The organism is Methylomicrobium sp. Wu6 (assembly GCF_035916875.1).
In the GTDB taxonomy this organism is placed as follows: domain Bacteria; phylum Pseudomonadota; class Gammaproteobacteria; order Methylococcales; family Methylomonadaceae; genus Methylomicrobium.
This window is the reverse complement of the sequence record NZ_JAXUHN010000068.1, coordinates 40,162-62,708: the sequence shown is the minus strand read 5'-3', so window position 1 is coordinate 62,708 and position 22,547 is coordinate 40,162. Positions and strand designations below refer to the sequence as shown.

General features: G+C 54.9%; 19 protein-coding genes. 5 read left to right on the top strand and 14 right to left on the bottom strand.

All coding sequences use genetic code 11. The features are described 5' to 3' along the window. Positions 1-371: 371 nt before the first annotated feature. Both U2W12_RS08355 and U2W12_RS08350 read left to right on the top strand, forming a co-directional pair. Positions 372-614, top strand: a complete 243-nt coding sequence (locus U2W12_RS08355) for a hypothetical protein (protein ID WP_326500218.1) — start codon at positions 372-374, stop codon at positions 612-614. Positions 615-1,067: 453 nt separating this feature from the next. Continuing rightward, positions 1,068-1,196 carry a hypothetical protein gene (locus U2W12_RS08350; RefSeq protein ID WP_326500217.1) on the top strand — a complete coding sequence of 43 codons (129 nt, stop codon included), beginning with the start codon at positions 1,068-1,070 and terminating at the stop codon, positions 1,194-1,196. A 220-nt stretch (positions 1,197-1,416) separates the two neighbouring features. Here the strand turns inward: U2W12_RS08350 and U2W12_RS08345 are convergent, their stop codons facing one another. The 14 genes from U2W12_RS08345 to U2W12_RS08280 form a co-directional block, all read right to left on the bottom strand. After that, complete coding sequence (locus U2W12_RS08345) at positions 1,417-4,104, bottom strand: cation-transporting P-type ATPase (RefSeq protein ID WP_326500216.1); 2,688 nt, start codon at positions 4,102-4,104, stop codon at positions 1,417-1,419. Positions 4,105-4,276: 172 nt separating this feature from the next. Then, entirely contained in the window at positions 4,277-5,365 is a 1,089-nt protein-coding gene (locus tag U2W12_RS08340) for a hypothetical protein (RefSeq protein WP_326500215.1), read from the bottom strand. Positions 5,366-5,776: 411 nt separating this feature from the next. After that, complete coding sequence (locus U2W12_RS08335; RefSeq protein ID WP_326500214.1) at positions 5,777-6,850, bottom strand: sigma-54 dependent transcriptional regulator; 1,074 nt, start codon at positions 6,848-6,850, stop codon at positions 5,777-5,779. Between the two features lie 290 nt (positions 6,851-7,140). Next, positions 7,141-7,452, bottom strand: coding sequence for a Sec-independent protein translocase protein TatB (gene tatB, locus U2W12_RS08330; protein WP_326500213.1), 312 nt, complete (start codon positions 7,450-7,452; stop codon positions 7,141-7,143). Positions 7,453-7,461: 9 nt separating this feature from the next. Continuing rightward, the gene (locus U2W12_RS08325; protein WP_326500212.1) at positions 7,462-7,677 is read right to left on the bottom strand and encodes a Sec-independent protein translocase subunit TatA; all 216 of its coding nucleotides are present in this window, start codon (positions 7,675-7,677) and stop codon (positions 7,462-7,464) included. Positions 7,678-7,761: 84 nt separating this feature from the next. Further along, on the bottom strand, positions 7,762-9,387 hold the full coding sequence (locus U2W12_RS08320; protein WP_326500211.1) for a PepSY domain-containing protein: 1,626 nt from the start codon (positions 9,385-9,387) through the stop codon (positions 7,762-7,764). Positions 9,388-9,415: 28 nt separating this feature from the next. Continuing rightward, a complete protein-coding gene (locus tag U2W12_RS08315) occupies positions 9,416-10,084 on the bottom strand; it encodes a c-type cytochrome (RefSeq protein ID WP_326500210.1) in 669 nt (222 codons plus the stop codon). A gap of 2 nt (positions 10,085-10,086) precedes the next feature. Beyond that, positions 10,087-10,674 (bottom strand): peroxiredoxin, encoded by a 588-nt coding sequence (locus U2W12_RS08310; protein ID WP_326500209.1) that lies wholly within the window; start codon positions 10,672-10,674, stop codon positions 10,087-10,089. Between the two features lie 11 nt (positions 10,675-10,685). Beyond that, complete coding sequence (locus U2W12_RS08305; protein ID WP_326500208.1) at positions 10,686-11,072, bottom strand: hypothetical protein; 387 nt, start codon at positions 11,070-11,072, stop codon at positions 10,686-10,688. A gap of 115 nt (positions 11,073-11,187) precedes the next feature. Continuing rightward, positions 11,188-12,651, bottom strand: coding sequence for a DUF1501 domain-containing protein (locus U2W12_RS08300; protein WP_326500207.1), 1,464 nt, complete (start codon positions 12,649-12,651; stop codon positions 11,188-11,190). A gap of 110 nt (positions 12,652-12,761) precedes the next feature. After that, positions 12,762-15,101 carry a DUF1549 and DUF1553 domain-containing protein gene (locus tag U2W12_RS08295; protein WP_326500206.1) on the bottom strand — a complete coding sequence of 780 codons (2,340 nt, stop codon included), beginning with the start codon at positions 15,099-15,101 and terminating at the stop codon, positions 12,762-12,764. A gap of 40 nt (positions 15,102-15,141) precedes the next feature. Continuing rightward, positions 15,142-15,603, bottom strand: a complete 462-nt coding sequence (locus U2W12_RS08290) for a rhodanese-like domain-containing protein (RefSeq protein ID WP_326500205.1) — start codon at positions 15,601-15,603, stop codon at positions 15,142-15,144. A gap of 633 nt (positions 15,604-16,236) precedes the next feature. Further along, positions 16,237-17,187, bottom strand: a complete 951-nt coding sequence (locus tag U2W12_RS08285; protein ID WP_326500204.1) for an SMP-30/gluconolactonase/LRE family protein — start codon at positions 17,185-17,187, stop codon at positions 16,237-16,239. A 57-nt stretch (positions 17,188-17,244) separates the two neighbouring features. After that, entirely contained in the window at positions 17,245-19,899 is a 2,655-nt protein-coding gene (locus U2W12_RS08280; protein WP_326500203.1) for a TonB-dependent receptor, read from the bottom strand. Between the two features lie 584 nt (positions 19,900-20,483). Here U2W12_RS08280 and U2W12_RS08275 point away from each other — a divergent pair. From U2W12_RS08275 to U2W12_RS08265, 3 genes are read left to right on the top strand one after another with little or no spacing between them, the layout of a single operon-like run. Beyond that, positions 20,484-21,428, top strand: coding sequence for an aryl-sulfate sulfotransferase (locus U2W12_RS08275; protein ID WP_326500202.1), 945 nt, complete (start codon positions 20,484-20,486; stop codon positions 21,426-21,428). Then, complete coding sequence (locus U2W12_RS08270) at positions 21,391-21,915, top strand: arylsulfotransferase family protein (RefSeq protein ID WP_326500201.1); 525 nt, start codon at positions 21,391-21,393, stop codon at positions 21,913-21,915. Before U2W12_RS08275 ends, U2W12_RS08270 begins: the two co-directional genes overlap by 38 nt. 57 nt (positions 21,916-21,972) lie before the next feature. Further along, positions 21,973-22,440, top strand: coding sequence for a cupin domain-containing protein (locus U2W12_RS08265; protein ID WP_326500200.1), 468 nt, complete (start codon positions 21,973-21,975; stop codon positions 22,438-22,440). Positions 22,441-22,547: the final 107 nt, after the last annotated feature.

Below are 22,547 nucleotides of genomic sequence, written 5' to 3'. Positions count from 1 at the left end.
GAATTAGGGTCGCAGCCCATAATCGGCTCAGGCGTCGTAACCCTAACGGACTTTTGGATAGCAGTTTCGTGCGGTGTGGATTCGCTAACGTGCAATCGGAATTGTTCATAACCGCTCCTAATTGTCTAATTTCGTTGCGATAACTTGTTAAGGCGATATGTTGGACGAAGCCGCTATGGCGGAGAAAAGCCCAGCCTCTTGATTGACTATAAAATATAACCTTAAGCCCTCACTACGAGGGACCATTCTACGACGAATCATGAGGCTACACGCCAATGACACCATTATCTTAAACCGATTTCAAGCAAAACTATCAAACGCACCTTAAACACCTCAAGCTCAAAGGGCTTCGGCCCACCTACTCCCGTGGCATTCGGCGCCTCGGCGAGTATTTCGATTATCAAATCCATGAACTGTCCGAAGCCCCCGTTGCTCGAGTATTTCACGACCTGCTGGAGACGCATTCCTGGAGGTCCGTTAAACTCGACCTGTACGCGCTCAAATTCTTCTACACCTACGTTTTGAACAAGTCCTGGCCGACGTTGAATCTGATCAAACCGCAAAAAACTCAGCGCCTCCCGGATATGGTGACTGTTGAGGAAGCCGGACGGTGACACATACCCTCAGTTGCCGGGTGTTTTTTACGCTCTAGAGCCCGGGTCTGCGCCTCGGTGAAGGCTTACGCCTGACGGTGGCCGATATCGATGCGGCGCGGAAGCGTGTGCATATTCGCGACGCCAAGGGCGATAAAGACAGGTTTTTACTCCTGCAAAACCAGCATACACCACATCCCTGTGGTTAACCGTTTGGTGCCGTTGCCGGCGGCGACGTTGACCTGCCTGCGCCGCCTCTGGCAAGTGCATCGAAATTGTTTCCCAATCGCCACGGCGGCCTCAAGTCGGCCCATTTGGCCACCACGCCGCTAGATCGCGGCAACGTGCAGAAGACGCAACGCCAAGTGGCGCATGACTGCGGACAAAAAAATCCCCCCCCCCCCACAGCCGAAAAACACACCACCAAAACTTCTTGATCAAGTCGGCGACCGGATTCGCGTCAAGCACTAAAGCATCCGCACCGAAAAGCTGTATGTGCAGTGGATCAAACGGTTCATTTTGTTCCATGGCAAACGCCATTCGTTAGAAATGGGGCAAGCGTGCAGGAGTTGCTCGGCCACAAGGATGCAAAGACGACGATAATTTTCACGCATGTGTTCAACAGGCGGAAAGGGCGTTGTAAACCTGTTAGACCGGCTATAACCCTGTTTCCTTCATCGAAACCAGGGGACAGGTTTGGATAAATAGCACTATGATTCTAGGCCTATCCCCCGTTCGTGAATCAGGCTAATACCAGGCGCTCCCATAGAGCCCGTTGGAAAACAGGGCCTGCATTCCGCTGCTTTGTGCACATGGCAGAACTTTATTTTGCACGCCCGCGATACCTGGACACAATCGACTTGCGCGCTTCTTCCAGCAACAACATGCCGAAGGCAAAGGGCGGCATTAACAACCAGACCTCAAGGGCAATGGGGGCCGTACCGAAAACAAGATTGCCCCATGGGGTGTAATCGATAGCCAGGATCAAAACAATTTCCAGCGCGATACCCCACAGAATGATTTTATTGTCGAACAATTTGGCGATAAACACACTGCCTCCCGGCGTTTTGCAAAGGAACACGTTCATGGCTTGCATCATGACGATGGTGCTTAAACAAGCGGTCGTTGCTTGCAGGTATAAGGAATCGGATTCTGCCAGGATTTTACCCCAATGCCAGCCGCCCGCCGAAAGGACGAAGAAATAAGCGGCCATCGAGGCAGCAGCTTCCATTAGCCCGAGGAACAAATAGCTGCGCAATAACAGGCGGCCGTCGATCAGTCTTTCCTTGGCCGGTCGCGGCGGTTTTAGCATGCTGTCCGGTGTCGGTTTCTCGGCTCCAAGACCGAGCGCCGGGATCATGTCGGTACCCAAATCGACGGCCAGAATTTGAATAATGGTCAAGGGCAATGGAATCTTGAATAATGAAAAAGCCAGATATGGCACCATTTCAGGGATATTCGATGCCAGAATATAAGTCAGAAATTTGCGAATGCTTGCATAGACAGCGCGTCCTTCTTCAATGGCTGCGACAATGCTGGCGAAATTGTCATCCAGCAGAATCATATCGGAGGCTTCCTTGGCGACGTCGCTGCCAGTCAGGCCCATGGCAATGCCGATGTCAGCCATTTTGAGCGCCGGAGCATCGTTCACGCCATCGCCGGTGACGGCAACAACCTCCTTTTTCTTTTTTAATGCGCTAACGATACGCATTTTTTGATCGGCGCCGACTCGCGCGAAAATAATGTCCGGCGCATCCAGCGCCAAGCGTAATTGAGTTTCAGACAATTTGCGCAATTTATCGCCGGTGATCACCACGGGATGATTCGACTCGATTTGCCCGATTTGCCGGGCGATTGCCAGCGCGGTATTCGGATGATCGCCGGTCACCATAATCACCTTGATTCCCGCTTGTCGGCATTTGCGTATCGCTTCTGGCACTTCCGGGCGCGGCGGGTCTTCCAAACCCACCAGCCCACATAGAATCATGTTCTGCTCCTGCTGTTTACCCCCGTTATTGCCGCTTAGTTCCCGCCAGGCGACAGCCAATACGCGCAAACCTTTACCGGTCATATCCTCCTGAGCCTGAGTGAAATGATTAATAATATCAGGAGCCAGCTCCACGATTGCGCCGTCTATTTGCGCTGACTTGCAAAGAGGCAGGAGCGCTTCCAGCGCGCCTTTACAGTAAAGTACAACGCCCTTGGGGGTCTGGTGAATGGTGCTCAAACGCTTGCGGTCGGTGTCGAAGGGAACTTCGTTGATTTTGGGGTAAGAAATAGCCTCGCCCAGACAGATCTTCGCCATTCGCGTCAAAGCAATTTCCATCGGGTCCCCTAAAAGCTCAACCTTGCCGGAAACCACAGCCTCCTTCAGGTTATGGCACAGAAAGGCATTCTCGAAAAAACGGCGGTTGTCCCTCACTAGCTTGTCTTGCCGTCGCGCCTCTGTCGGTGTCAGCATTTTACCGCTCAAATACAGAGTTTTGGCTGCCATCCGGTTCATTGTCAGAGTGCCGGTCTTGTCGGTGCAAATCACGGTTGCCGACCCTAAAGCCTCCACGGAAGGCAAATGCCGAATCAGGGCGTTACGTTTAGCCATACGCTGAGTCGCCATGGCCAAAGACAAGGTCACTGTAGGCAAAAGCCCTTCCGGCACGTTGGCGACAATAATGCCGATCGCGAAAATGAAATTATCCCAAAATGGCAGCCCCATGCTGCGTCCTATCACGAAAAAGACGATACCGATCACAATAGACAGCAAGGAGATGAAGCGGCTTAGGCGGGCGATTTCCCTTTGTAGCGGAAAGATTGTCTCGCCGCTCGTTTGCGTCAAGTGAGCAATTTTACCGAATTCGCTATGAATGCCGGTGGCGAACACCACGGCCTTACCTTCACCGGAAACGATGGAAGTTCCGGCCAGCAGGATGTTGCGACTGTAAACCCAGTCTTCTTCCTGCGACGGCAACGCATCACGCGCCTTGGGCAAGGATTCGCCCGTCACGGTAGCATTGTTGACGCGCAACGAAAACGCTTCGAGCAAACGACAATCCGCCGGCACATTGTCGCCTTCTTGCAAAAGAATGACGTCGCCGGGCACAAGGTCGGCCGCCAGAATTAAGCCAACCTTGCCGTCTCTTAATGCTTTAACGTAAAAAGGCAATAGCCTTTGCAAGGCGGCAATGGCCCGTTCGGCTCGGTACTGCTGCCAGTACGAAAACAGACCGTTGACCACAATGACGCCTAGAATAGCGTAACCGAGCGTGGACATGTGCTCGCCCGGCTTTTGAGACTCTGCGAAAAAAGCCAGCCCGGCCGCTACCCAGAGAATCAGCGCAAAGAAACTGGTGAACTCCTTAATGAATCCAAGCCAAACCGATTCCCTTCCCACATCCTCGATCCGATTGGGGCCATATTCGCTCAACCGGCGCTCGGCTTCGGCTTGGGACAGACCATCAAGACTGCTTTTTAAACTATCAAGTGCTTCCTCGATGGAAGCTTGACGGATTTTCATCGGCGATAACCCCAAGAAAGGCGAGACATGTTTGTTAAGCCGCTGTTGCGCTTAGTCTACCATTGAGAGGTTTCAAGGATTTGCAAGGGAACAGTCAGAAAAGCGCGCATAGCGCCAAATAGTCCTGGTCTATTGCGCCAAACCGGAGGGCCATTGCGATAAATCAGCTTGGTCACTGCGCCCCAGGCGTTGCGATGCATAAGTTGCGTTGCGGACGACGAGTCTCTAGCATGATAACTCTATTGACAATATCCTCGGCGCTACTTTCGCCAATCGGGCCGGCGGCGATGCGGCCGGTTGCCTTACTAACCAAATGCACATAGCTCTTGTGCGGCCCGCCCGCCAGGGTTGAGTTGATCAACAACTCGGTTTCATCCTTCTCCTGCATTTTTTCCGGCGCCGCGCTGCCGGGATTGCAGGCGCCGAAAAAAATCATGCCGTCTGCAGCCGCCAGCGAACTCAGGGTTTTGGTGAAATGAAAAAACCGTTCCGGCGATATCTCGGCAGAGTTCTTTAGATCGAAAAGGGGTTTGCGACAAATAGTCTGGCAGATCTCGCGCCGGGCTTCATGCAGATTTTCCGGACTGGTCGCCAGTCGATCCGGCGAACAGTAGCGATCGTAGCAGGCGCGATCCAGCGGTTGTATCTGTTTTTCCAGTCCCTTCAGATAACGCAATACATCGCCCCTTTTCATCGTCGCCAATTCCGGCCAGCGGGTGGCCATATAGTCGCTGAATACGGGGTTATTTTCGGTGTCGTAAGTAACCGACAGCACATTCTTAAGGCCCGGCTGCGCCTCGGAATACTGCAACAGTTTACCTTTGCCGCCAATTATCTCAAGATTTTGCCAAAACACGACATTTTTCAATACCGGGCCGTCGAAACCGCCATGGCTGATAAAAATTATCCGGTCGAATGGAGGCGACTGCCGCATGATTTGCTCGACCTCCTGGTAAAAATCGTTCCAGTTCCAGACATCCCGCAGTACCGTAACGTCCGCATGGTAGCGGTCCCGATAAAAGGCTTTCAGAATGTGGGCAGGCTGCTCCGACCACCGTGGGCTCTCGGTCGTGTGCGGATCCCTGCTCAGCAAAGGCGCAAGCAGCACTCGCCTTGGCGGGTTCCGAAAATGCAAGTTGTTCAAACTGCCATGAAAAGGCTGGCACGACGATAAGTGACTTTCATGACCGTAAACATCGGCCGTACCTATCCACAGTAACAGCAAGGAAACCAAAAACCGGATGTGCGTGATTAAGTTCACGTTAAATTCCTATAAAACGGCCCTTTTGAGGCGCCCTCATAAAATACGATTAAAATCGATTTTACCAGTTTCCGTTGGCATAGGCTCCGGAATTGCACTGATGCATTGAATCCAAAACTCAATCGTGAAAGTCGTAAAGCAATGGAAAAAACGGCTGTCGCCTATCAGCAAATAGATTCACCCTTACAAATTATCATAATCCGCTCAAGGGCGTGGGCATGGCCAACCCTTCCATGTTATTCGATACGTCGACAAACCGTCAAAACGTCTTGAACAGGGCTCGTACCAGAGAAGCCGAGACAAGGAGGCCCTTCTGATGATTGAGTGGCCACACTCGTGTATCCTGTCTAGCAGCAAATGTTTTCCACATAATCGCCTAATGAGTGTCAGTATGAATGGTGGCGACTCCAATTACGCCACCACGGCAACTTCATCGGCCATTCTTTTCTGCCCATTCGGCAGCATTCCATACATTCCCAACTTATGCCGCAATACGTTGCGGCTGATATTCAACAGCTTTGCGGTCTGCACCTGGTTTTCCTCGCAAAACTCGAAAGCGGTGCGGATGACGGTTTCCTCGATCACATCGTATAGCTTCGGCGGCGCCTGTTCGCACAGCCGCAATAACGCATTTTCCAATGACGTGGTGGATACCGACGGCGAAGTTTCTACGACTCTGATCCCTGAAAGTTTGAAGTCTTCCGGCCGGAGACGGTTGCCAGGGCAGACCAGCAATGAGCGGTGAATGGCGTTTTCCAGTTCGCGGATATTGCCGGGCCAATCATAGTTCAACAGTAACTGTTCGGCGGCGGGCAGCAACTTGATCTCGCCATAGCCCAGGCGGTCGCCGTAGATTTTTAGAAAATGCCGAGCCAACGGCAGAATATCACCAGGGCGGTCGCGCAGCGGCGACAGATGAACGGTGGCGACATTGAAGCGATAATACAGATCGGCACGAAAATGTGAGGCCGCCACAGCTTCTTCCAGATTGACGTTGGTGGCGGCGATAATCCGCACATCTACCGGCACCGGCTGCCGGGAGCCGACTCTGACCACTTCGCGCTCCTGCAATACCCTGAGCAGCTTGGCCTGCAAGCTCAACGGCAAATCACCGACCTCGTCGAGAAACAGGCTGCCTTTGTCGGCGATTTTGAACCAACCATCCTTACTGGTGACCGCGCCGGTAAAAGCGCCTCTTTCGTGACCGAACAGTTCGCTTTCGATCAGGTTTTCGCTCAGCGCCGCGCAGTTCAATGCGCCGAAAGTATTCCGGTTGCGCCGACTAAGAGCATGAATATGACGAGCGACCAGTTCCTTGCCGGTTCCGGTTTCGCCGATGATCAATACGGTGGCATCGCTGGGCGCAATGCGTTCGATCTGTTCGAGCAAACGGTGAGAAACCGGGTCCTCGAAAACCATCGCCGTCGCCCGAAGCGAAAGCGATAGCGAGCGCGACTGCAGTTCGTCAAAAGCCAGTAATGTCATCTGTATGCCTCCTTACCAGAATCGGCGGCATTGCCGCCAAAAAAATATATTTTATTCAAGCGATATCTCCGATGGGCGGAACCTCCCGGTGCCGCATTCACCATCCGAACCCGCTCTGCTCTGGCCTGTATAATAGAGTCTTTGCGATCTGCTCAAAAACGATATTATTCGAATTATAAATGCATTTATGGCATATGATAGTGACACCTCATTGCAACAAGGATCTATTTCTGAAAGAAGATGACGAGAGAAGTAAATGTTGCCGATAAGGCACGAGGCTATAACAATCCCTATGGCTCTGGGGTACCGGCCTCGTGGCCGGCGATCGGGTCCGCAAAAGCCTCCATCGCTGCGTTGATGTCTATGATGGCGGCCTCGCTGTCGTCCAGCGCGCTTTGAAACTCGGCGGCGATCAACTGTTGCCGGAGTTCTTCGATCTGCAATTCGCGTTGCATTTCGGCTTTGACCGCAGCGATCGACCTGCGCGTCTTGCCCAGCCAGAAGCCGGCAAGACGCGCCACAGCAGGCAGCCGTTCCGGGCCGATTACGACCAGCGCCACTAGACCGACCATCAGCACTTCGGATAAGCCGACCTCGAACATGGTTACGGTTCAAACCTTGTATTTTTGCGGCTCGGCGAGATCGGCTTCCAATGCTTCGCCGTCTCGACGGACGATGGCCTGTGACTCCTCGCCTTCCCTGACCGCGCTGCGAAAACCTTTGATCGCCTCGCCCAGATCGGAACCGACGGTTTTGAGACGCCGGGTGCCGAATACCAAAATGACGATTGCCAGTACCATTAACAGATGGGGAATACTAAAGCCCATGTTTATTGCTCCAAATTAAAATGTTGATTTAAGTTGCATAGACCTGCCAGGTTTTTAAAACCTAGCAGGCCTTCTGATAAGCTGTCAGCTCGCGTTTTCGGTCTTTAGTCTGGCGGTAGCTAAGCCCTGCGGGACAGCCTGTTTTTTCCGCGCTAGCGCCTTCTTCAACCGCCGCCAGCCTATCACCACTGAACTCGCCCCCAGCACCAGGCCGAACGAAATCCAGACCAGCATCCAGGCATCCCATAGCGGCCGATAGTACAACCAGCCGAAATCCCAATGGTGCAATGCCGAATACAGCCAGCGGAACACGCGGCGGCTGCGGTCGAATTTGCCGATCAGGCGGCCGTCTTGCGGATCGAGGTAGATCAAGGTGCCGCTCTCATCGCCCAGTGTCGCCAAGCGCACCGGCAACGGCTTTTCGGCTTGGCCTTGATGATGCCGGGGATAATAGTAGCTGTCGTATTCGTGTAATTCTTCCAGACTGACCACCTCGGCCTCGCCTGCCAGCCGCTGCACCGCATCTCTTATTGCGGCTTCGCCGAAGCGACTGCTCGCGCCATTCGGCGTTTGCGGCAGGTGCTGGCCGTCGCGGGTATCGGCGAACAATACCGCTTCCCCGCCCAAACGCCGCCAGCCTAGCTCGACCACCTCACGGCCGTCCGCCGCGAGCGTCTGATACTCTGGCCGCCAGTCGCGCATCGCCGCCGGCAACTCGCCGCCCAGGAAGCGGCTCAAGTCCGCCCTGCCGTAATTCTCCTCGGTAAACCATTTGCCCGGATTGGTATCGAGAAAACCGCTGAACGCCCAACACAACGCGATGCTGCCGCCGAGCAGGCCGCTCCAGAAGTGCCATTTGGCCCAGAATTCGCGGTAAGGCTGTGTGCGGCCTTGCGAATAAGTCGGCCTGCCGCCGAAGCCCGGCCGCCAGCGCAACCAGCCGATGATCAGGCCGGTCAGCGACGCCGCCGTTGCGAACAAGCCCAGGCCCAGCTGGATGCTGTGACGGTATTCACCCAGACCGATCGCCTCCAGCGGTTTAAGCAGATGCAGCCAATTGCCGCCCCAATAAAGCGCCCGGTCCAGACGGGTTGAGGCATGCAATACCTCTCCGGTACGCGCGGAAATCAGCAACTCCTTGCCGTCGCCGGTGGAGATATGATGGAACGGACGCAGGGTGTCTTGATTGCGCAGAATGATGGGTTTTTCGACCGCTTCCAAATAGCTGAGTACGACCGGTTCAGCGCCCTCGGCCTTGAACCAGTTCCTGGCGATCGTTAGCGCCTGCTCCGCCGAGGTTTCGCGCAAAGCGCCGTCCACGGCCGACAACGCAAAGCGCATGCCGCGCGTATCCTCGACCAGCCACACCGGTTCGCCGGCCATCCTGAGCAAACGGGCATCCGCTATCGCCAGAGGGATGATCGTTTTTTTACTTGCCGCCTCGGCGTTGCCGGCGGGTTCGACTCTGCGCTCGGCCGCCGCCGCTTGACGTTGCTCGGCGCTGCGCTCCCAAACATCGCCCAGACTCAGCCAACCGGGTTGCGGCATCAGGATTTCGGCGTGGGCCAGTTGCTGAATCCGACTCTGCGTGGTCGGCGTCGAATACATGATCGCGATGCCGGTCGAAAACCAGGCAAACATAAACACGGCTAACAGAATGCCTAGCCAGCGGTGAACTTCATAGAGCAGCCAGTTCAAAAGCTTCATCATTGTGATCCTAAACTTTGTTCATTAATTACTACGGCGGCTGGAGCCCGGACAGATAATCGGCCAACGCGTCGATGTCGTCCTCGTTCAGTCGCTTGGCGACTTCGTTCATCACCCCGTCAGGGCTGTTATGCCGCTCGCCCAGCTTCCAGCTGACCAATTGTGAGCGCAAATACGCCTTGCGTTGGCCGCCTAGCACCGGATAAACCGTGCCGCCATCGCCGCTCACCCTGCCCTCGCCGTTCTTGCCGTGACACTCGGCGCAAGGCTTAATTTCGCGTGAGGCATCGCCGTTCACGAACAGACGGCGCGCCGAAGCATTGCCGATGCCGTCACGGCCACGCATCGGTTTTTGCGCGGCAAAATAGGCCGCGATATCCGCGATATCGGCGGCATCGAGGTCTTCTGCCATCACCGACATCACCGTATGTTGACGCGCGCCGGCCTGAAAATCGCTAAGCTGTTTGGCCAGATAACCGGCATATTGACCGGCATGATTAGGAATCCGGGTGTCGCCGCTGTTACCATCGACGCCGTGACATTCCTGGCAGCGGCCGGCATCCGACTTTTCCTTGCCCGCGACCGGATTGCCGCTGCCTAGGCGTTGGGACAGCTCATTGCCGCCAGACCCGGCCGAGGCAACCTCGATCGGTGTGAACAACGCCAGCATAAACAACGCCATCCATTGCGCCAGCGTCATCCTCAGATAGCCTTTTGTCCGGTTTTCAGTTGCTGCACGACTTCCAAGGCTTTGTCGACGTTTTCCTTCGGCTTCAGGCCGCCGATATTGGCAGCGATCTTGCCGTCGGGGGTAATGATGAAAGTAGCCCGCTCGGCGAACCCGTGATTGATTTCCGCGCCGCGCGTGTCTTTCTTGCCGGGCGCCGCATCGCGAACGGCCACGTCGAAGGACTTGGCGATCTTGCCGTCGGCATCCGCGACCACCGGAAACTTGCCGGCGCAATACTCAGGATCTGCGGAAAAGTCGTTCAGGCGCTCGATGCTGTCCAGCGAAACGCCGACGATGCTGGCGCCGGCGGCGGCGAATTTGTCGTGGTTGACCGCAAAACTATGCGCCTGAATGTTACATCCGCCGGTATAGGCCGACGGAAAAAAATACACGACGACAGGGCCTTTTTTCAGTTTCTCCTGCAGCGAGTAATCGAGAGCTTTGCCGGCCAGAGACGCTTGCGCCTCGATAGCCGGGGCCGGATGGCCCTCGGGAAGTACGGCCAGCGCCGGTAAGGCGAACAGATGAGAGAGTACAATTTTCAAAAATAAGCGTTTCATGGTCATTCCGTTTACAGGGGTTTGTATTTGTCGTGGCAGGCGCCGCGGCATTGTTTGGAAAAATCGGACGCGACACTCGCCGCGGTATTGGCATCGCCGGCGCTCAGCGCGTTCTGAATCGCCTCGGCTTTTTTCTGGTAATCCTGTGCATTGGTTACCGCGTCGGCGGCATCGCCGCGATCGGCAAAATACCCCTCGACCAGCTTGAAAGCGTCTTGCAGTTCCTTGGCTTCCTTACCCGCGGTAGCGAAGTCCTTGGCCGCAATATTGTTCTGCACGTTTTGCGTCTTGGTTTCGACATCGTTCATCAATTCCTCGAAATCGAAATCGCTTTCGGCGGACGCGCTACCGCTCCCCAGCGCGAATGCTATCGCGAACATAATCATTGTGCTGCGCATCTTAACAATCTATCCTCTCGTTAATCCCTGCCGCGCCACCAACCGTCGGTTTATCCCGAACGGAGCCGACCGACCTTGATCGGTTGGCAGCGCAAGCGTTTGTATGGCTGCGTCCTCAGGCGATCAATTCTTTGATCACCTTGCCGTAAACCACGGTCGGCCGTTCGGAACGGCCTTGATGTTTGTAAATCAATTTCAGGTGATCGAGTCCCAGTTGATTGAGGACCGTCGCATGCAAGTCATAGGTATCGACTTCGGTACCCTTGACAGCCTGCACGCCGAGTTCGTCGGTGCCGCCGTGGGTATAACCGGCCTTGATGCCGCCGCCGGCAATCCATTGGGTGTAACCCCAAGGGTTGTGGTCGCGGCCGTCGCCGGATTCGCTCCACGGCGTTCTGCCGAACTCGGAGGTCCACACCACCAGAGTTGAATCCAACAAGCCCTTTTCCTTCAAATCCTTCAACAAACCGGCAATCGGTTTGTCGACGATGTGCGAATGTTTGCTGTGATTGTCTTCGATATTTTGATGGGCGTCCCAGTCGCGGCTGTCGCCTTTAATGTCGGTCGGACCGGAAACCACCTGAATGAAGCGCACGCCGCGTTCGGTAAGCCGTCTGGCGCGCAACAGCAGTTCGCCGTAGGGTTTGGTCAATTCGTCATTGAGGCCGTACAACTCCTTGGTGGCATCGGATTCCTTACTGAAATCCACCGCTTCCGGCGCGGTTTCCTGCATCCGGTAAGCCAGTTCGTAGGATTCGGTGCGGGCTTTCAGTTCGCTGTCTTGCGGATAGTGCGTGCCGTGTTTTTGATTCAATGTTTTCAACAAATCCAGCGCATGGCGTTTTTCCGATGCTGCCAAATATTCCGGGTTGTTCAAATGCAGAATCGGCGAATTACCGGGACGGAACGGCGTACCCTGATAAACCGCCGGCAAAAAGCCCGAATCCCAGTTGGTGACGCCGCCTCTCGGTTCGCGTTTGTCGTTGTAGAGCACCACATAGGCCGGCAAGTTGGGGTTGGCCGAACCCAGCGCATACTGTACCCACGCTCCGAGCGTCGGACGGCCGGGATTCAAGCCGCCGGAGTTCAGTTTCATAATAGAAATATCGTGGGTTGCGCCAATCGTGACGCTGGATTTGATGAAGGCCAGTTCATCGGCGTGTTGCGCCAGATTCGGCAGCCAGTCCGAGAACCAGGCTCCGCTCTGTCCATGCTGTTTCCAGGTACGTTTGGTAGCAATCAATTTGGTCACGCCGCCCTGCGTACTGGTTTTAATGCCTTGCAGATACGATGCCGGCACTCCGGTTCCGGCGAGTTTGACCAATTTCGGTTTGTAATCGTACAAATCCAGGGTACTGGGAGCGCCCGCCATATGCAGCCATATCACGGTCTTGGCTTTGGGGGCGAAATGAGGCGCTTTCGGCGCCAACGGATTGGCGCCGGCCAAAGCCGACAGACCGGCATCGTCAGCCAAAGCAGTGGCGATGACGCCGCCGCCCGGCATCATGCCGGTAACAACCAGTCCGCCCAATCCATAGCCGGTGTTCACTAAAAAATCTCGACGCGATTTATTCTTCATGCTGTAACCCTCTAAGTATCAATTATTTTTTCAGTCATCTATCGGGGTCGAGAGGCGCCCGCAAAACCGCGGGGCACCCGGCCATCATGCCTCGACAGCGCTCATTTTTTTTAAAACCGATAGATGAACTCGTTCGAATTGGCCACGACATGCACCAAATCCACGAACGCGGCCGCTCTGATCGGATCGTCCAGTTTCTTGTCCTTGATGCCGGTCGGCACGTTGATCTCGAACTTGCCGTCCGATGCCTTCTCGCGAATGACACCTTCCTGTTCTTTCAAAAACGTCAGCAGCGACTCTTTTTCGTCATCGTAGGCATTTCGGGCGAACAAGATTTGATACAAACGATCGATTTGACTGGATTCATCTTTGCCGGCCTCGTTGATGACTCGCCCGGCCAGAGATTTCGACCAGTCGAAAATCAGTTCGCTATTGAACAGGGTCAGTGCCTGCAATGGCGTGGTGGTGACCTCGCGCTTGCTGTGAGCTTCCTGCGGCGACGCCATGTTGAACGAATCCAGTATCGGATAGGGGATACTGCGGCGAGTAAACACGTATAGACTGCGACGATTGTGATCGTGACTGTCCTTGGAAGTTTTCCAGGCCGGATCGTTGGCGAAGTTGCCGCCGTTGGCGTTGATAGCTTTAGGCAGCGGCGGATAAACGCTCGGACCGCCGACTTTGTCTTCCAGCTTGCCGGCCGCGACTAGCAGCGAATCCCTGACTTGCTCGGCTTCCAGACGTTTGCGCGGAAAAACCGCCAGCAATTGGTTGTCGGCATCGGCTTTTTGCACGTCTTCGCGATAATCGGACGACTGGCGGTAAACGCTGGACAGAAGAATTTCGCGATGCAGCTTTTTGATGCTCCAGCCATTCTTCATGAAATTGTTGGCCAGATAATCCAGCAGTTCCGGATGCGTAGGTTTTTCGCCGGCCTTACCGAAATCGCTGACCGTCGCCACGATGCCTTTGCCGAAATATTGATCCCACACCCGGTTCACATAGACGCGCGCGGTCAACGGATTGGTCGGACTGGTTAACCATTTGACCAGCGCCGAACGACGGCCGGACGAGAACGGTAACGGCTTGATGTCCGGTTTTTCGTCGGTGATCGCTGCCGGGAATGCCGGCTGCACTTCTTCCAATGGCTTTTCGTGATCGCCAACCGCATAGACAAAACTCGGCGGCGCGTCAGGATGACCCAGCTCGGTCATCGCCGAAATGGTGTTAGAACTGGTGGCCGGCTTCAGATCATTGAATTTTTTAAGCTGTTTATCCAGTTTGTCCAGTTCCGCCCATTGCGCCGCGATCTGTTTGTTATAGGTTTTCGGATCGGTGCTTTCGCCTTTTTCCTGGAAGAAAGACTCCAAGCTGCGCTCGTCGGTCACATTGGTCAGCCGATGGTTGACCCAGCGATCCTGCGCCGTCCATTTTTCTTTGGGCTTGAAGATCGCTTCCCGTGAATCGGTCAAATAACGTTCCTTGTGATATTTGAGCGCTTCTTCCCGATGCGTATCGATGATGGCTTTTTGTTTGGCGCGGATATCTTTGGTCGCCTCATCCCATTTGGCGTACTGCTGTTCATATGCACGCTCGATATCGCCTTTTTTGGCCGGTATATTGTCTACCGGCGCGATATTCGCAAAGAACGCTTGCAGCGAGAAATAATCCTTCTGACTGATCTTGTCGAATTTGTGATTGTGGCAACGCGCGCACTCGACCGTCTGCCCCAAGACCACCTTGCCCACGGTATCGGTGATGTCGGTGGTGATCTGGTATTTGCGCTGCACCAAGTCGCGCGAGTTCGCGTTGTCGGGGAACTGCGCCATGAAACCGGTAGCGATCAGGGCTTGCTCGTCGCCCGGCCATAACTCGTCGCCGGCCAATTGCTCCTGAACGAAACGGCTATAAGGTTTGTCCTGGTTGAAGGAATTGATCACATAATCCCGGTAACGCCACATGTTCAGCCGATCGTTATCGTTCTGAAAACCGGTGCTGTCGGCATATCGGGCCAAATCCAGCCATTTCCGCCCCTGACGTTCGCCATATTTCGGCGAAGACAGCAGGCGGTCTGCCAGTTTTTCGTAAGCATTGACGGACTTGTCGTTAACGAAGGCCTCGACTTCTTCCGGGGTCGGAATCACGCCCCAAACATCCAGGGTCGCGCGACGGATGAACGCTGCACGATCGGTATCCTTCGACGGTTTCAAACCCTTGGCTTCCAATTGCGCCAGAATATACGCATCAATGGGTGTTCTAACCCAATCCTGCTGTTTGACGGCTGGAACCCCCGGTGCTTTTACCGGCTGATAAGACCACAATTTCGACTTGGACTTCGCCGCCGGCGCGCTTTCATTCGCCGCTGACGGCTTGTCGTCCGCCGTGGGGGTATCGATGCTCAACGCCACCGCTATCCCCCAAACGACGACATAAGATAATTTTCTTTTCATTGATCTACTCCAAAACAAACGAAGACGAGGCGTCGGGGCTCTACTTGGCTTTCGGCGCAGGCGGCACGATCCGGATGATCTTGCCGCCTTCTTCTTCATAATTCTGCGAACCTACCGCGCCGGCCACCTTGAAACCTTTCTCGGCCAGCGCATCAGCCGCAGCGCCCGCGCGGCCGGCGTGATTAGAAACGGTAACGATCGCTCTTTCTCTTGGAATGAAAGGCAGCGCCGCTTCCAGCTCTTTGGCCTGAACACTCAGATAAACTGGAAAGCTTCCGATTTTGCTGACTTCGTCGGGACGGCGCACGTCGATAATCAACAACTCCTCCGGTTTGGCCAGCAGGGCATCGAATTGAGCGCGGCTAAGTTTCGGCGTTTTGTAACTATAAGGTTTGGCGCCTGAAGCGGTCGATTTATGGTCATGCTCCGCCGCTGTCGCCGGCCCGACCTGACTGACCAGCATCATCGTCAGCAGAAATAGTGTTGTGGTATTTTTGATCATCGCTTTTCTCTTTTCTTTTTTTGGCAAAAAACGCGCCTAGGCGGCGCACATGGGTCGTGTTGTACCCAGATCATTTTGCAACATATGTGCCAGACGCGACGGTTCTCGACGACCTGCCAAAAAAAAATCGTAATTAACTGTTTTATATTGATTGTTTTATATGTAGGTGGAATGATGAACGAAAAATAGGCGACCCTAACTAGCGCCCCGCAAACACGCTGATGAAATAACAACAGCACGACAACACACGCTGTTGCTGGACTAGCAAGGCGGGCTCGCCTCGTCAAGGCCCAGGATAATGGTTAGAGCAATAGCGCTAAACACACGCCCTTCCAATACTGTTGAGGTAAGCCGTTCACTGGGCGGAGCCGAAGCGAACAGCCGGCTTCGGCTCCGTCCAGTGAACGGTCGCTATGGAGGGCCATGGTGTTAACTCAACAGCATTGCCCCCGAACGGGTTTTGTAAACCCGTCCGGTACCTTTATTGGGATTGAAAAATGAGGATGAAACGTTCAGGACGGGGTCGAAAACCCAGACCTGGTTGATGCTTGAAGGCCGCAAACAAAAAAACGGGCCAAGGAATAAATCCTTAGCCCGCCAAGAGAGCACACTACGAGACTAAAGCTTATGATATTACTTGGCTCGGCCGCTGATCCCCTGCGCCAACAACGCTATCTTGTATGCGGCGCCGCGCCCTACCACATATAGAGTTTTTTTGTCGGAACCGGCAAACGCCAAATTTTGCGGCTTTTTCGGCAGCGGAATCACACCCAGCGCTTCACCCTTCGCATCAAACACTTCGATGCCGGCGTTCGACGCCACATAGAGCCTGCCCTCGTCATCCAAGGCCAGGCCGTCGGCGCCGCTCGACCAGCCGTCTTCCCCTTTTTGCCAGCCCGCCAGTTTGGCGAAATTGCGCCGATTACCTATCGAACCGTCCGCGGCGACATCGTAGGCCAGAATGTGTTCTCCCAATGTATTGGCGACGTACAGCACACTTTCGTCCTTGCTCAACTGAATGCCGTTGGGACGTTCGATGTCGTTGGCCAGGCGTTTCAATTCGCCGGCGGGACTGATGTAGAACACGCCCGGATGCGACGGCGGCGGATTGGGGTTTTCCTTGGTCGGCCGGGTGCCGCTATCGGTAAAATAAATAGCGCCGCTGTTCGCGCGCACCAAATCGTTCGGACGTTGGAATTCGACACCTTCGAATTTCTCGGCCAAAATCTTTTTCTTGTTGGCCGGATACACGATGCCGACCTTGGTCTTCACGGTCTGTACCGCAACGATTTCGCCGCCTGGCGTCAACGCCAGGCCGTTGGCGCCGTTGGAATCCTTAAGAAACACCGAGACCTTGTCGTCGGGACCGATGCGCACGATGTTGTTGGCCTGGGTTTCGGTGAACAACAGGCTGCCGTCGCTGTAGCCGATAGGGCCCTCTGTGCCTTTGAAGCCGTCCTTGATCAGTTCGATCACCACACCGCCGGCCGCCACGCCCGGAATCGCCGGGGTCACCGGATCATCAGCCTGCACCGCAGCCGCAAAGAGTAAAACGCCTAATGTAGAAAATGATTTGAATAACATATAATTCTCCTGAAATTGCAAATTGCGGAATAACTAAACAAGGTTAGGCGGCATCCTTTAGAATTTGGCTCTGAAATGCACGCCGTAATAACGGGCTTCGCCGAAAGTCCCGGTCGAGGCCCCGGTGCTGGACCAGTTACTGGAGTTGGTCAGATAAATGGTGTCGAAGAAATTTCTGCCGACCAGATCCAGGTTGTATTGACCGTTTTTAGTGCCTATGCCGATACCGCCGTCGGTTACGTGATAGGCAGGCTGTTTGCCTGAGGTGGATAGGCTGGCGTTATAGTTGGCTGCGGATTTGAAGCTGTCCACCATAAAGGCGTGCCACTGGAGGCCGTAATCGTCCCCTATGCCGAAACCGAAAGGCACCCGGTAATCGAAACCGAAGTTGGCGGTAAATGCCGGCGCATTCGGCAAGGTCATGCCGGTCTGGTCGCATATCGGTTTATTGGCTTCAGGCGGGCAAGGCGCGTTTCTAAAGTCGGTGTAAACCGCGTGGTTGTAGGAACCGTTCAGGAACAGATTCAAACCGCGCGTGACATCCCAACTGGTCTCCAATTCGATACCTCGCAATTGGATGCCCTCGATATTGCCTAGCTTGGTTCGGTACTGGCCCGGCCGGGTTTCATCGGGCAACACCAACTGCGATTGAAAGCCGTTCACATCGGTTTGATAAAGATTCAAATTGGCTACCAATTTCCGATTAAACCAGCTGCTTTTAATGCCCAATTCGTAATCCATCACATCTTCGGGATCGACGTTTTCGACCGCGCCGGTATTGGCGTTGAATTGCGCGGCGCCGGACTTTTGTCCGCCGGACACCGAGAAATAAGCCATGACATCCTTGGTGATTTTATAACTCGGGTTAACCAGCCAGTTTTGCGAGTTCTGATCGAAACCCTGCCTTTCAGCCGTCCAATTCGACTTTATTTGGCCACTGCGAATGGCCTGCGCATCGGTCAGGTTTTGCGCGCTGGCGCCTATCGAGGAGGCCAACGCGGTCAAGTCGGCACCGCCGAATGCAGTATGGTTGCCCGAATTGGATCGTTGTTCGAAGGTATTGCGCAAGCCCAAAGTCAGCGTCGCCGCGTCGGTAATATGCCAGTTGAGCTGACCGTAGCCGGCATAACTGTCGGTGGCCGGATTCAGATAAGCGGTATCCATCACCTCAAGTAACGATGCCCGCATCATCTGGCGGCCAATGGCGGTCGAATTCAAGCGGCCGTATTGCCCATTGGAGGCATAAAAAGCGCCCGCATCATTGCCATAAAAGTTTTGGCTAAAGGTATCCGCGATGCTGCGCATCGTAAATATACCGGCCTGATAATCGATCGGCCCCGGCTCTTTGGAAGAGATACGAAACTCCTGCGACCATTGTTGGTTTTTGACGGTGACCCCGCCGATACGCATGATGTCCGCAACTGAACGGTCGCCGTCATGATGCGGTTCGAACAATGAATCCCGATACGCCGAAACCGAGGTAAACCGGTGCCCCAGCACATCCCAGTTGATTTCAGCAGACACGCCCTCGCCATCGGCGCGGGACACTTGCTTGTTGTCTTGCGCGACTTTTCGTGGATCGCCGATCACGGTTATCGGTTGCCCGGAACGAGTGAAGACATCGAACCAGTCGCGTCCCAGGCGGGAACTATAGGTTATCGGCCGCGCCGTGCCATCCGCAAATGTAGCTGGATCTTCCATGTTTGGGTTCACACTCATGCTTTGCGTGGACGAGGTGCGATCCACGATCAGGCGTGCGGACAACTCGTCGCTGGGCGTCAGTAAAAACTGCAGGCGGCCGCCCAGTGAATTGGTTTCCTGCAGCTTGCCATCGGTGACCGCCACATCGAGGTTTTCAACGAAGCCGTCGCGCCGGTCGATATAGCCGGAAGCGCGGTATGCGAGCAATCCTGGGAGAATCGTACCGGTCGCGCCGAACTTGCCTTGCAGCGAATTGCGATTACCGGCAAAGCCATCGGCGTAATAACCTGACTTAAAAGTAGGAGCCTGGGAAACGACATTGACCAGACCCAAGTTGCTGTTCTTGCCTTGTAAGGTTCCCTGGGGTCCGCGCAGCACCTCGACATGATCGATATCGGCAAAGTTAGCCCAGGTCGAGCCGACCCACGACTGCCAGACGTTATCGATCATCACGCCGACGCTGGATTCCATCGATTCGTTGCCGCTGTTCTTGCCCAAACCACGCAACGCGATACTGGTTTGCCGCGCATTGGTGGCGGTGACGCCGAGGTTGGGCACCCGGCGCGCGAAATCCTGCACACTGACGATGTTGTCCCGCTTCATCTGCTCCCCGCTGATCACCGCAATAGGGATTGGGACTTCCTGCAACTTTTCTTCCTTACGCCGCGAGGTGACGGTCACTTCCGCCAGATTCTTCGGCTCTTCCTGAACCTCCGGCGCTTTACTTTCCGGTTCGGCCGCCGCCACTGTACTGCCCTGCCCGACCGCTCCGGCAACGGCGCCAGTTTCAGCCGCCGGCGTTTCCGTGGCCGCCGCGGCAGTACCCTTGGTAATCAAATCCTGCTCGCGCTGCTTTGACGCTTCCAACTCACGAGTCAAACGCTCGACCTGGGCTTTCAGATCGGCCACGGATGGATCGCCTCCGACCTGCGCGTCTTTAGTCTGCTTAACCGGCGCCGCAGACACATTCTGCGATGCCAACATGGATGCGCCCGCGATAGCCAAAGCCATGCAGGATACTAGGTTACGATGGCGACTGATCGAGGGTGGAACACCCGGTCGCTCAGCGTATGTCGAAGATACGCCTGTTCCTTGTTCTTTCACTAATTCACCTATGCGTTAAAGATTGATAAAGCCGTTAATCGCCAAGGCAGGCCGTTTTGCCGCGAGGACTCAGATGCCTTGGTAGTCAAAAAGCTTTAACGCAAACGGTGTGCCAATCATTACTTCATGACCGGACCATGCCTGCAATAACAGATAACACAATGATATTCGTATTGTTTTAATTCATTTCCTGATACTGAAACCGTATTGGAAAACGGCGGACACTTAGCCAAGTCCTGCTGATTTGTCCACATACACTGCTGCCAAACTGTGCTTCAGCCAGCAGAAAACTCTCTGTGACATCAAGGCGCTTCATGCTATCTCTGACGAACGGATCAGGAACAAGAACAGGAAAAAAGCTTTGGCGATAAAAGCCACGAAAGCCGTTCAATCTCAACCGTAACGGCATCGCCGCCGCAGTCGCGAGTGGAATAAAACTTGCTGTACTTGAAACTCACCCCATTTCCACAATCCAGCCACCTTTACTCAATATGACAAAATTCAGTATATCGAAACCTTTTCCAGCACGTGGCTTAGCGCTGATGTCGCCGGTATTGCACACAACCCTGCGCGGCGCTGCTTACACCCTGGCCAGCGGCTTGCTTGCCGTCACGGCCTCTGCATCGCCCAGCATTTATCCAACCGGAACGACCCGCTATGATCCGGCCAAAGCCTTCAACAGCTTCGTCCTGTTTACCGGCGGCGACAATATCGCCCACCTGATCGACATGAACGGCAATTCGGTTCACGAATGGAAAGACGCGGCCAGCCACAGCACGCTGATCGATCCGGCCGTGAACGGCGGCAAGCTGGGGCATGTGTTCGTGACGCTGGAAACGACTGAAGGCAAAGGCACCGGCCTGGTGCCGGGCCAGATCAACCGACGTATAGCCAAGACTATCGGCGAGTTGGACTGGGAGGGGAAAACAGTGTGGAATTTCGGCGACAAGGCACCCGGAGGCGCCGCGCAACAACATCACGACTGGGCCAGACTGCCGAACGGCAATACCGTGGTGCTGGCCAATTGGGTCCATCCGGTGAAGGGTTTCAAACAGCCTCAGGTTCTGGACGATGTGATTTATGAAGCCAATCCGGCCGGCGAAGTGGTCTGGAAATGGGTCGCTTCCGAACATTTGAGCGAATTCGGTTTCACGCCGGCAGAGCTGAAACTGGTCAAAAATTCGGCTATTGCGGACTATTTACACGTGAACAATCTGAAGGTAGTCGGCCCGAATCACTGGTTTGCCGCCGGCGATAAACGCTTCGCTCCCGATAATCTGCTGTTCGACGCCCGTAACGCCAATTTCATCGCGATCATCGACCGCAAGACAGACAAGATTGCCTGGCCTGGGGCCACACTATGTCGCGGCCTCCCTCGAAGAACAATCGGCGCGCAAGGTGCCGAGGCCGGTCGATCAGATCAGCGCCCAGCATGACGCACACATCATTCCGGAAGGTCTATCCGGCGCCGGCAATATACTGGTATTCGACAACCAGGGGGTAGCCGGCTACCCGCCGGCCGCCGTGCCGCGAACCGGAGGATCGAGAGTATTGGAAATCGACCCGGTCAAAAACGAAATCGTCTGGCAGTACAGCGGCGAAAGCTCCGGCGGGCCAGCCTGGTCGTTCCGAAGCACGCACATCAGCGCCGCTCGCCGCTTGCCGAATGGCAATACCTTCATCGACGAAGGCCAGAGTGGCCGACTGTTTCAGGTGACGACCGACGGCGACATCGTCTGGGAGTACGTCAATCCTTATAGCAAAGCGGGAAAGGACGCACTGACCGGCAAGGAAACCGCCAACCATCAACTTTATCGCGGCCAACCGGTGCCGTACGAATGGGTGCCGGCAGGTACGCCGCACAGCGAAACCGCCGTGATGCCGCCTGAGTTAGCCCACTATCGAGTTACGGCGGCCCCTTGAGCCGTTCGCCACATCGAACCCACATACTTTTCCACCCGTCCGAACAGGAGTCTCATAATGGTACGTATATTTAGCGCGCGCCGCCCTCAAAAACTGGTGCTGGCGATCGGCATGTCCCTGGGCTTAGGCTCCGCCATCGCGGCGGACCTTGACCCCAAGGCCATTTCAATCAAACTGCCGGATCAAATCAAATGGGTTGCTAACCCCAGCGGATCGGAAAGCGCCGTGCTGGTCGGCGATCCGTCCAAGCCCGGCCTGTATGTGGTGCTCAATAAATGGAAAGCCCACCACAACAGCAAGCCGCACTCGCATCCCAACGACCGCTTCATTACGGTCATTTCCGGCACCTGGTGGGTTGGCACCGGCAGCGACTACAATCCGGACAATTTGCAACCGGTGCCGGCCGGCAGCTTCGTCACCCACTTCGGCAATGAAATCCACTACGATGGCGCCAAGAATGAAGACACAATCTTACAGATCGTCGGCATCGGTCCTGCCACTTCCACGCCCTCACCGGCCAAGTAACGGCAATTGACCACCGGAGTTTTCACATGAAATAGAATTTCTCCGGCCTAGTTTGCGGATTTTTCATATAGCCGAAATTCGGGGCGAAAAAGTGCTTTACCTGCCCG

Coding starts and splice junctions, on each gene's coding strand:
- U2W12_RS08345 (WP_326500216.1), bottom strand. CDS start 4,104: ATGAAAATCCGTCAAGCTTCCATCGAGGAAGCACTTGATAGTTTAAAA.
- U2W12_RS08335 (WP_326500214.1), bottom strand. CDS start 6,850: ATGACATTACTGGCTTTTGACGAACTGCAGTCGCGCTCGCTATCGCTT.
- tatB (WP_326500213.1), bottom strand. CDS start 7,452: ATGTTCGAGGTCGGCTTATCCGAAGTGCTGATGGTCGGTCTAGTGGCG.
- U2W12_RS08325 (WP_326500212.1), bottom strand. CDS start 7,677: ATGGGCTTTAGTATTCCCCATCTGTTAATGGTACTGGCAATCGTCATT.
- U2W12_RS08320 (WP_326500211.1), bottom strand. CDS start 9,387: ATGATGAAGCTTTTGAACTGGCTGCTCTATGAAGTTCACCGCTGGCTA.
- U2W12_RS08315 (WP_326500210.1), bottom strand. CDS start 10,084: ATGACGCTGGCGCAATGGATGGCGTTGTTTATGCTGGCGTTGTTCACA.
- U2W12_RS08310 (WP_326500209.1), bottom strand. CDS start 10,674: ATGAAACGCTTATTTTTGAAAATTGTACTCTCTCATCTGTTCGCCTTA.
- U2W12_RS08305 (WP_326500208.1), bottom strand. CDS start 11,072: ATGCGCAGCACAATGATTATGTTCGCGATAGCATTCGCGCTGGGGAGC.
- U2W12_RS08300 (WP_326500207.1), bottom strand. CDS start 12,651: ATGAAGAATAAATCGCGTCGAGATTTTTTAGTGAACACCGGCTATGGA.
- U2W12_RS08295 (WP_326500206.1), bottom strand. CDS start 15,101: ATGAAAAGAAAATTATCTTATGTCGTCGTTTGGGGGATAGCGGTGGCG.
- U2W12_RS08290 (WP_326500205.1), bottom strand. CDS start 15,603: ATGATCAAAAATACCACAACACTATTTCTGCTGACGATGATGCTGGTC.
- U2W12_RS08285 (WP_326500204.1), bottom strand. CDS start 17,187: ATGTTATTCAAATCATTTTCTACATTAGGCGTTTTACTCTTTGCGGCT.
- U2W12_RS08280 (WP_326500203.1), bottom strand. CDS start 19,899: ATGGCTTTGGCTATCGCGGGCGCATCCATGTTGGCATCGCAGAATGTG.
- U2W12_RS08275 (WP_326500202.1), top strand. CDS start 20,484: ATGACAAAATTCAGTATATCGAAACCTTTTCCAGCACGTGGCTTAGCG.
- U2W12_RS08265 (WP_326500200.1), top strand. CDS start 21,973: ATGGTACGTATATTTAGCGCGCGCCGCCCTCAAAAACTGGTGCTGGCG.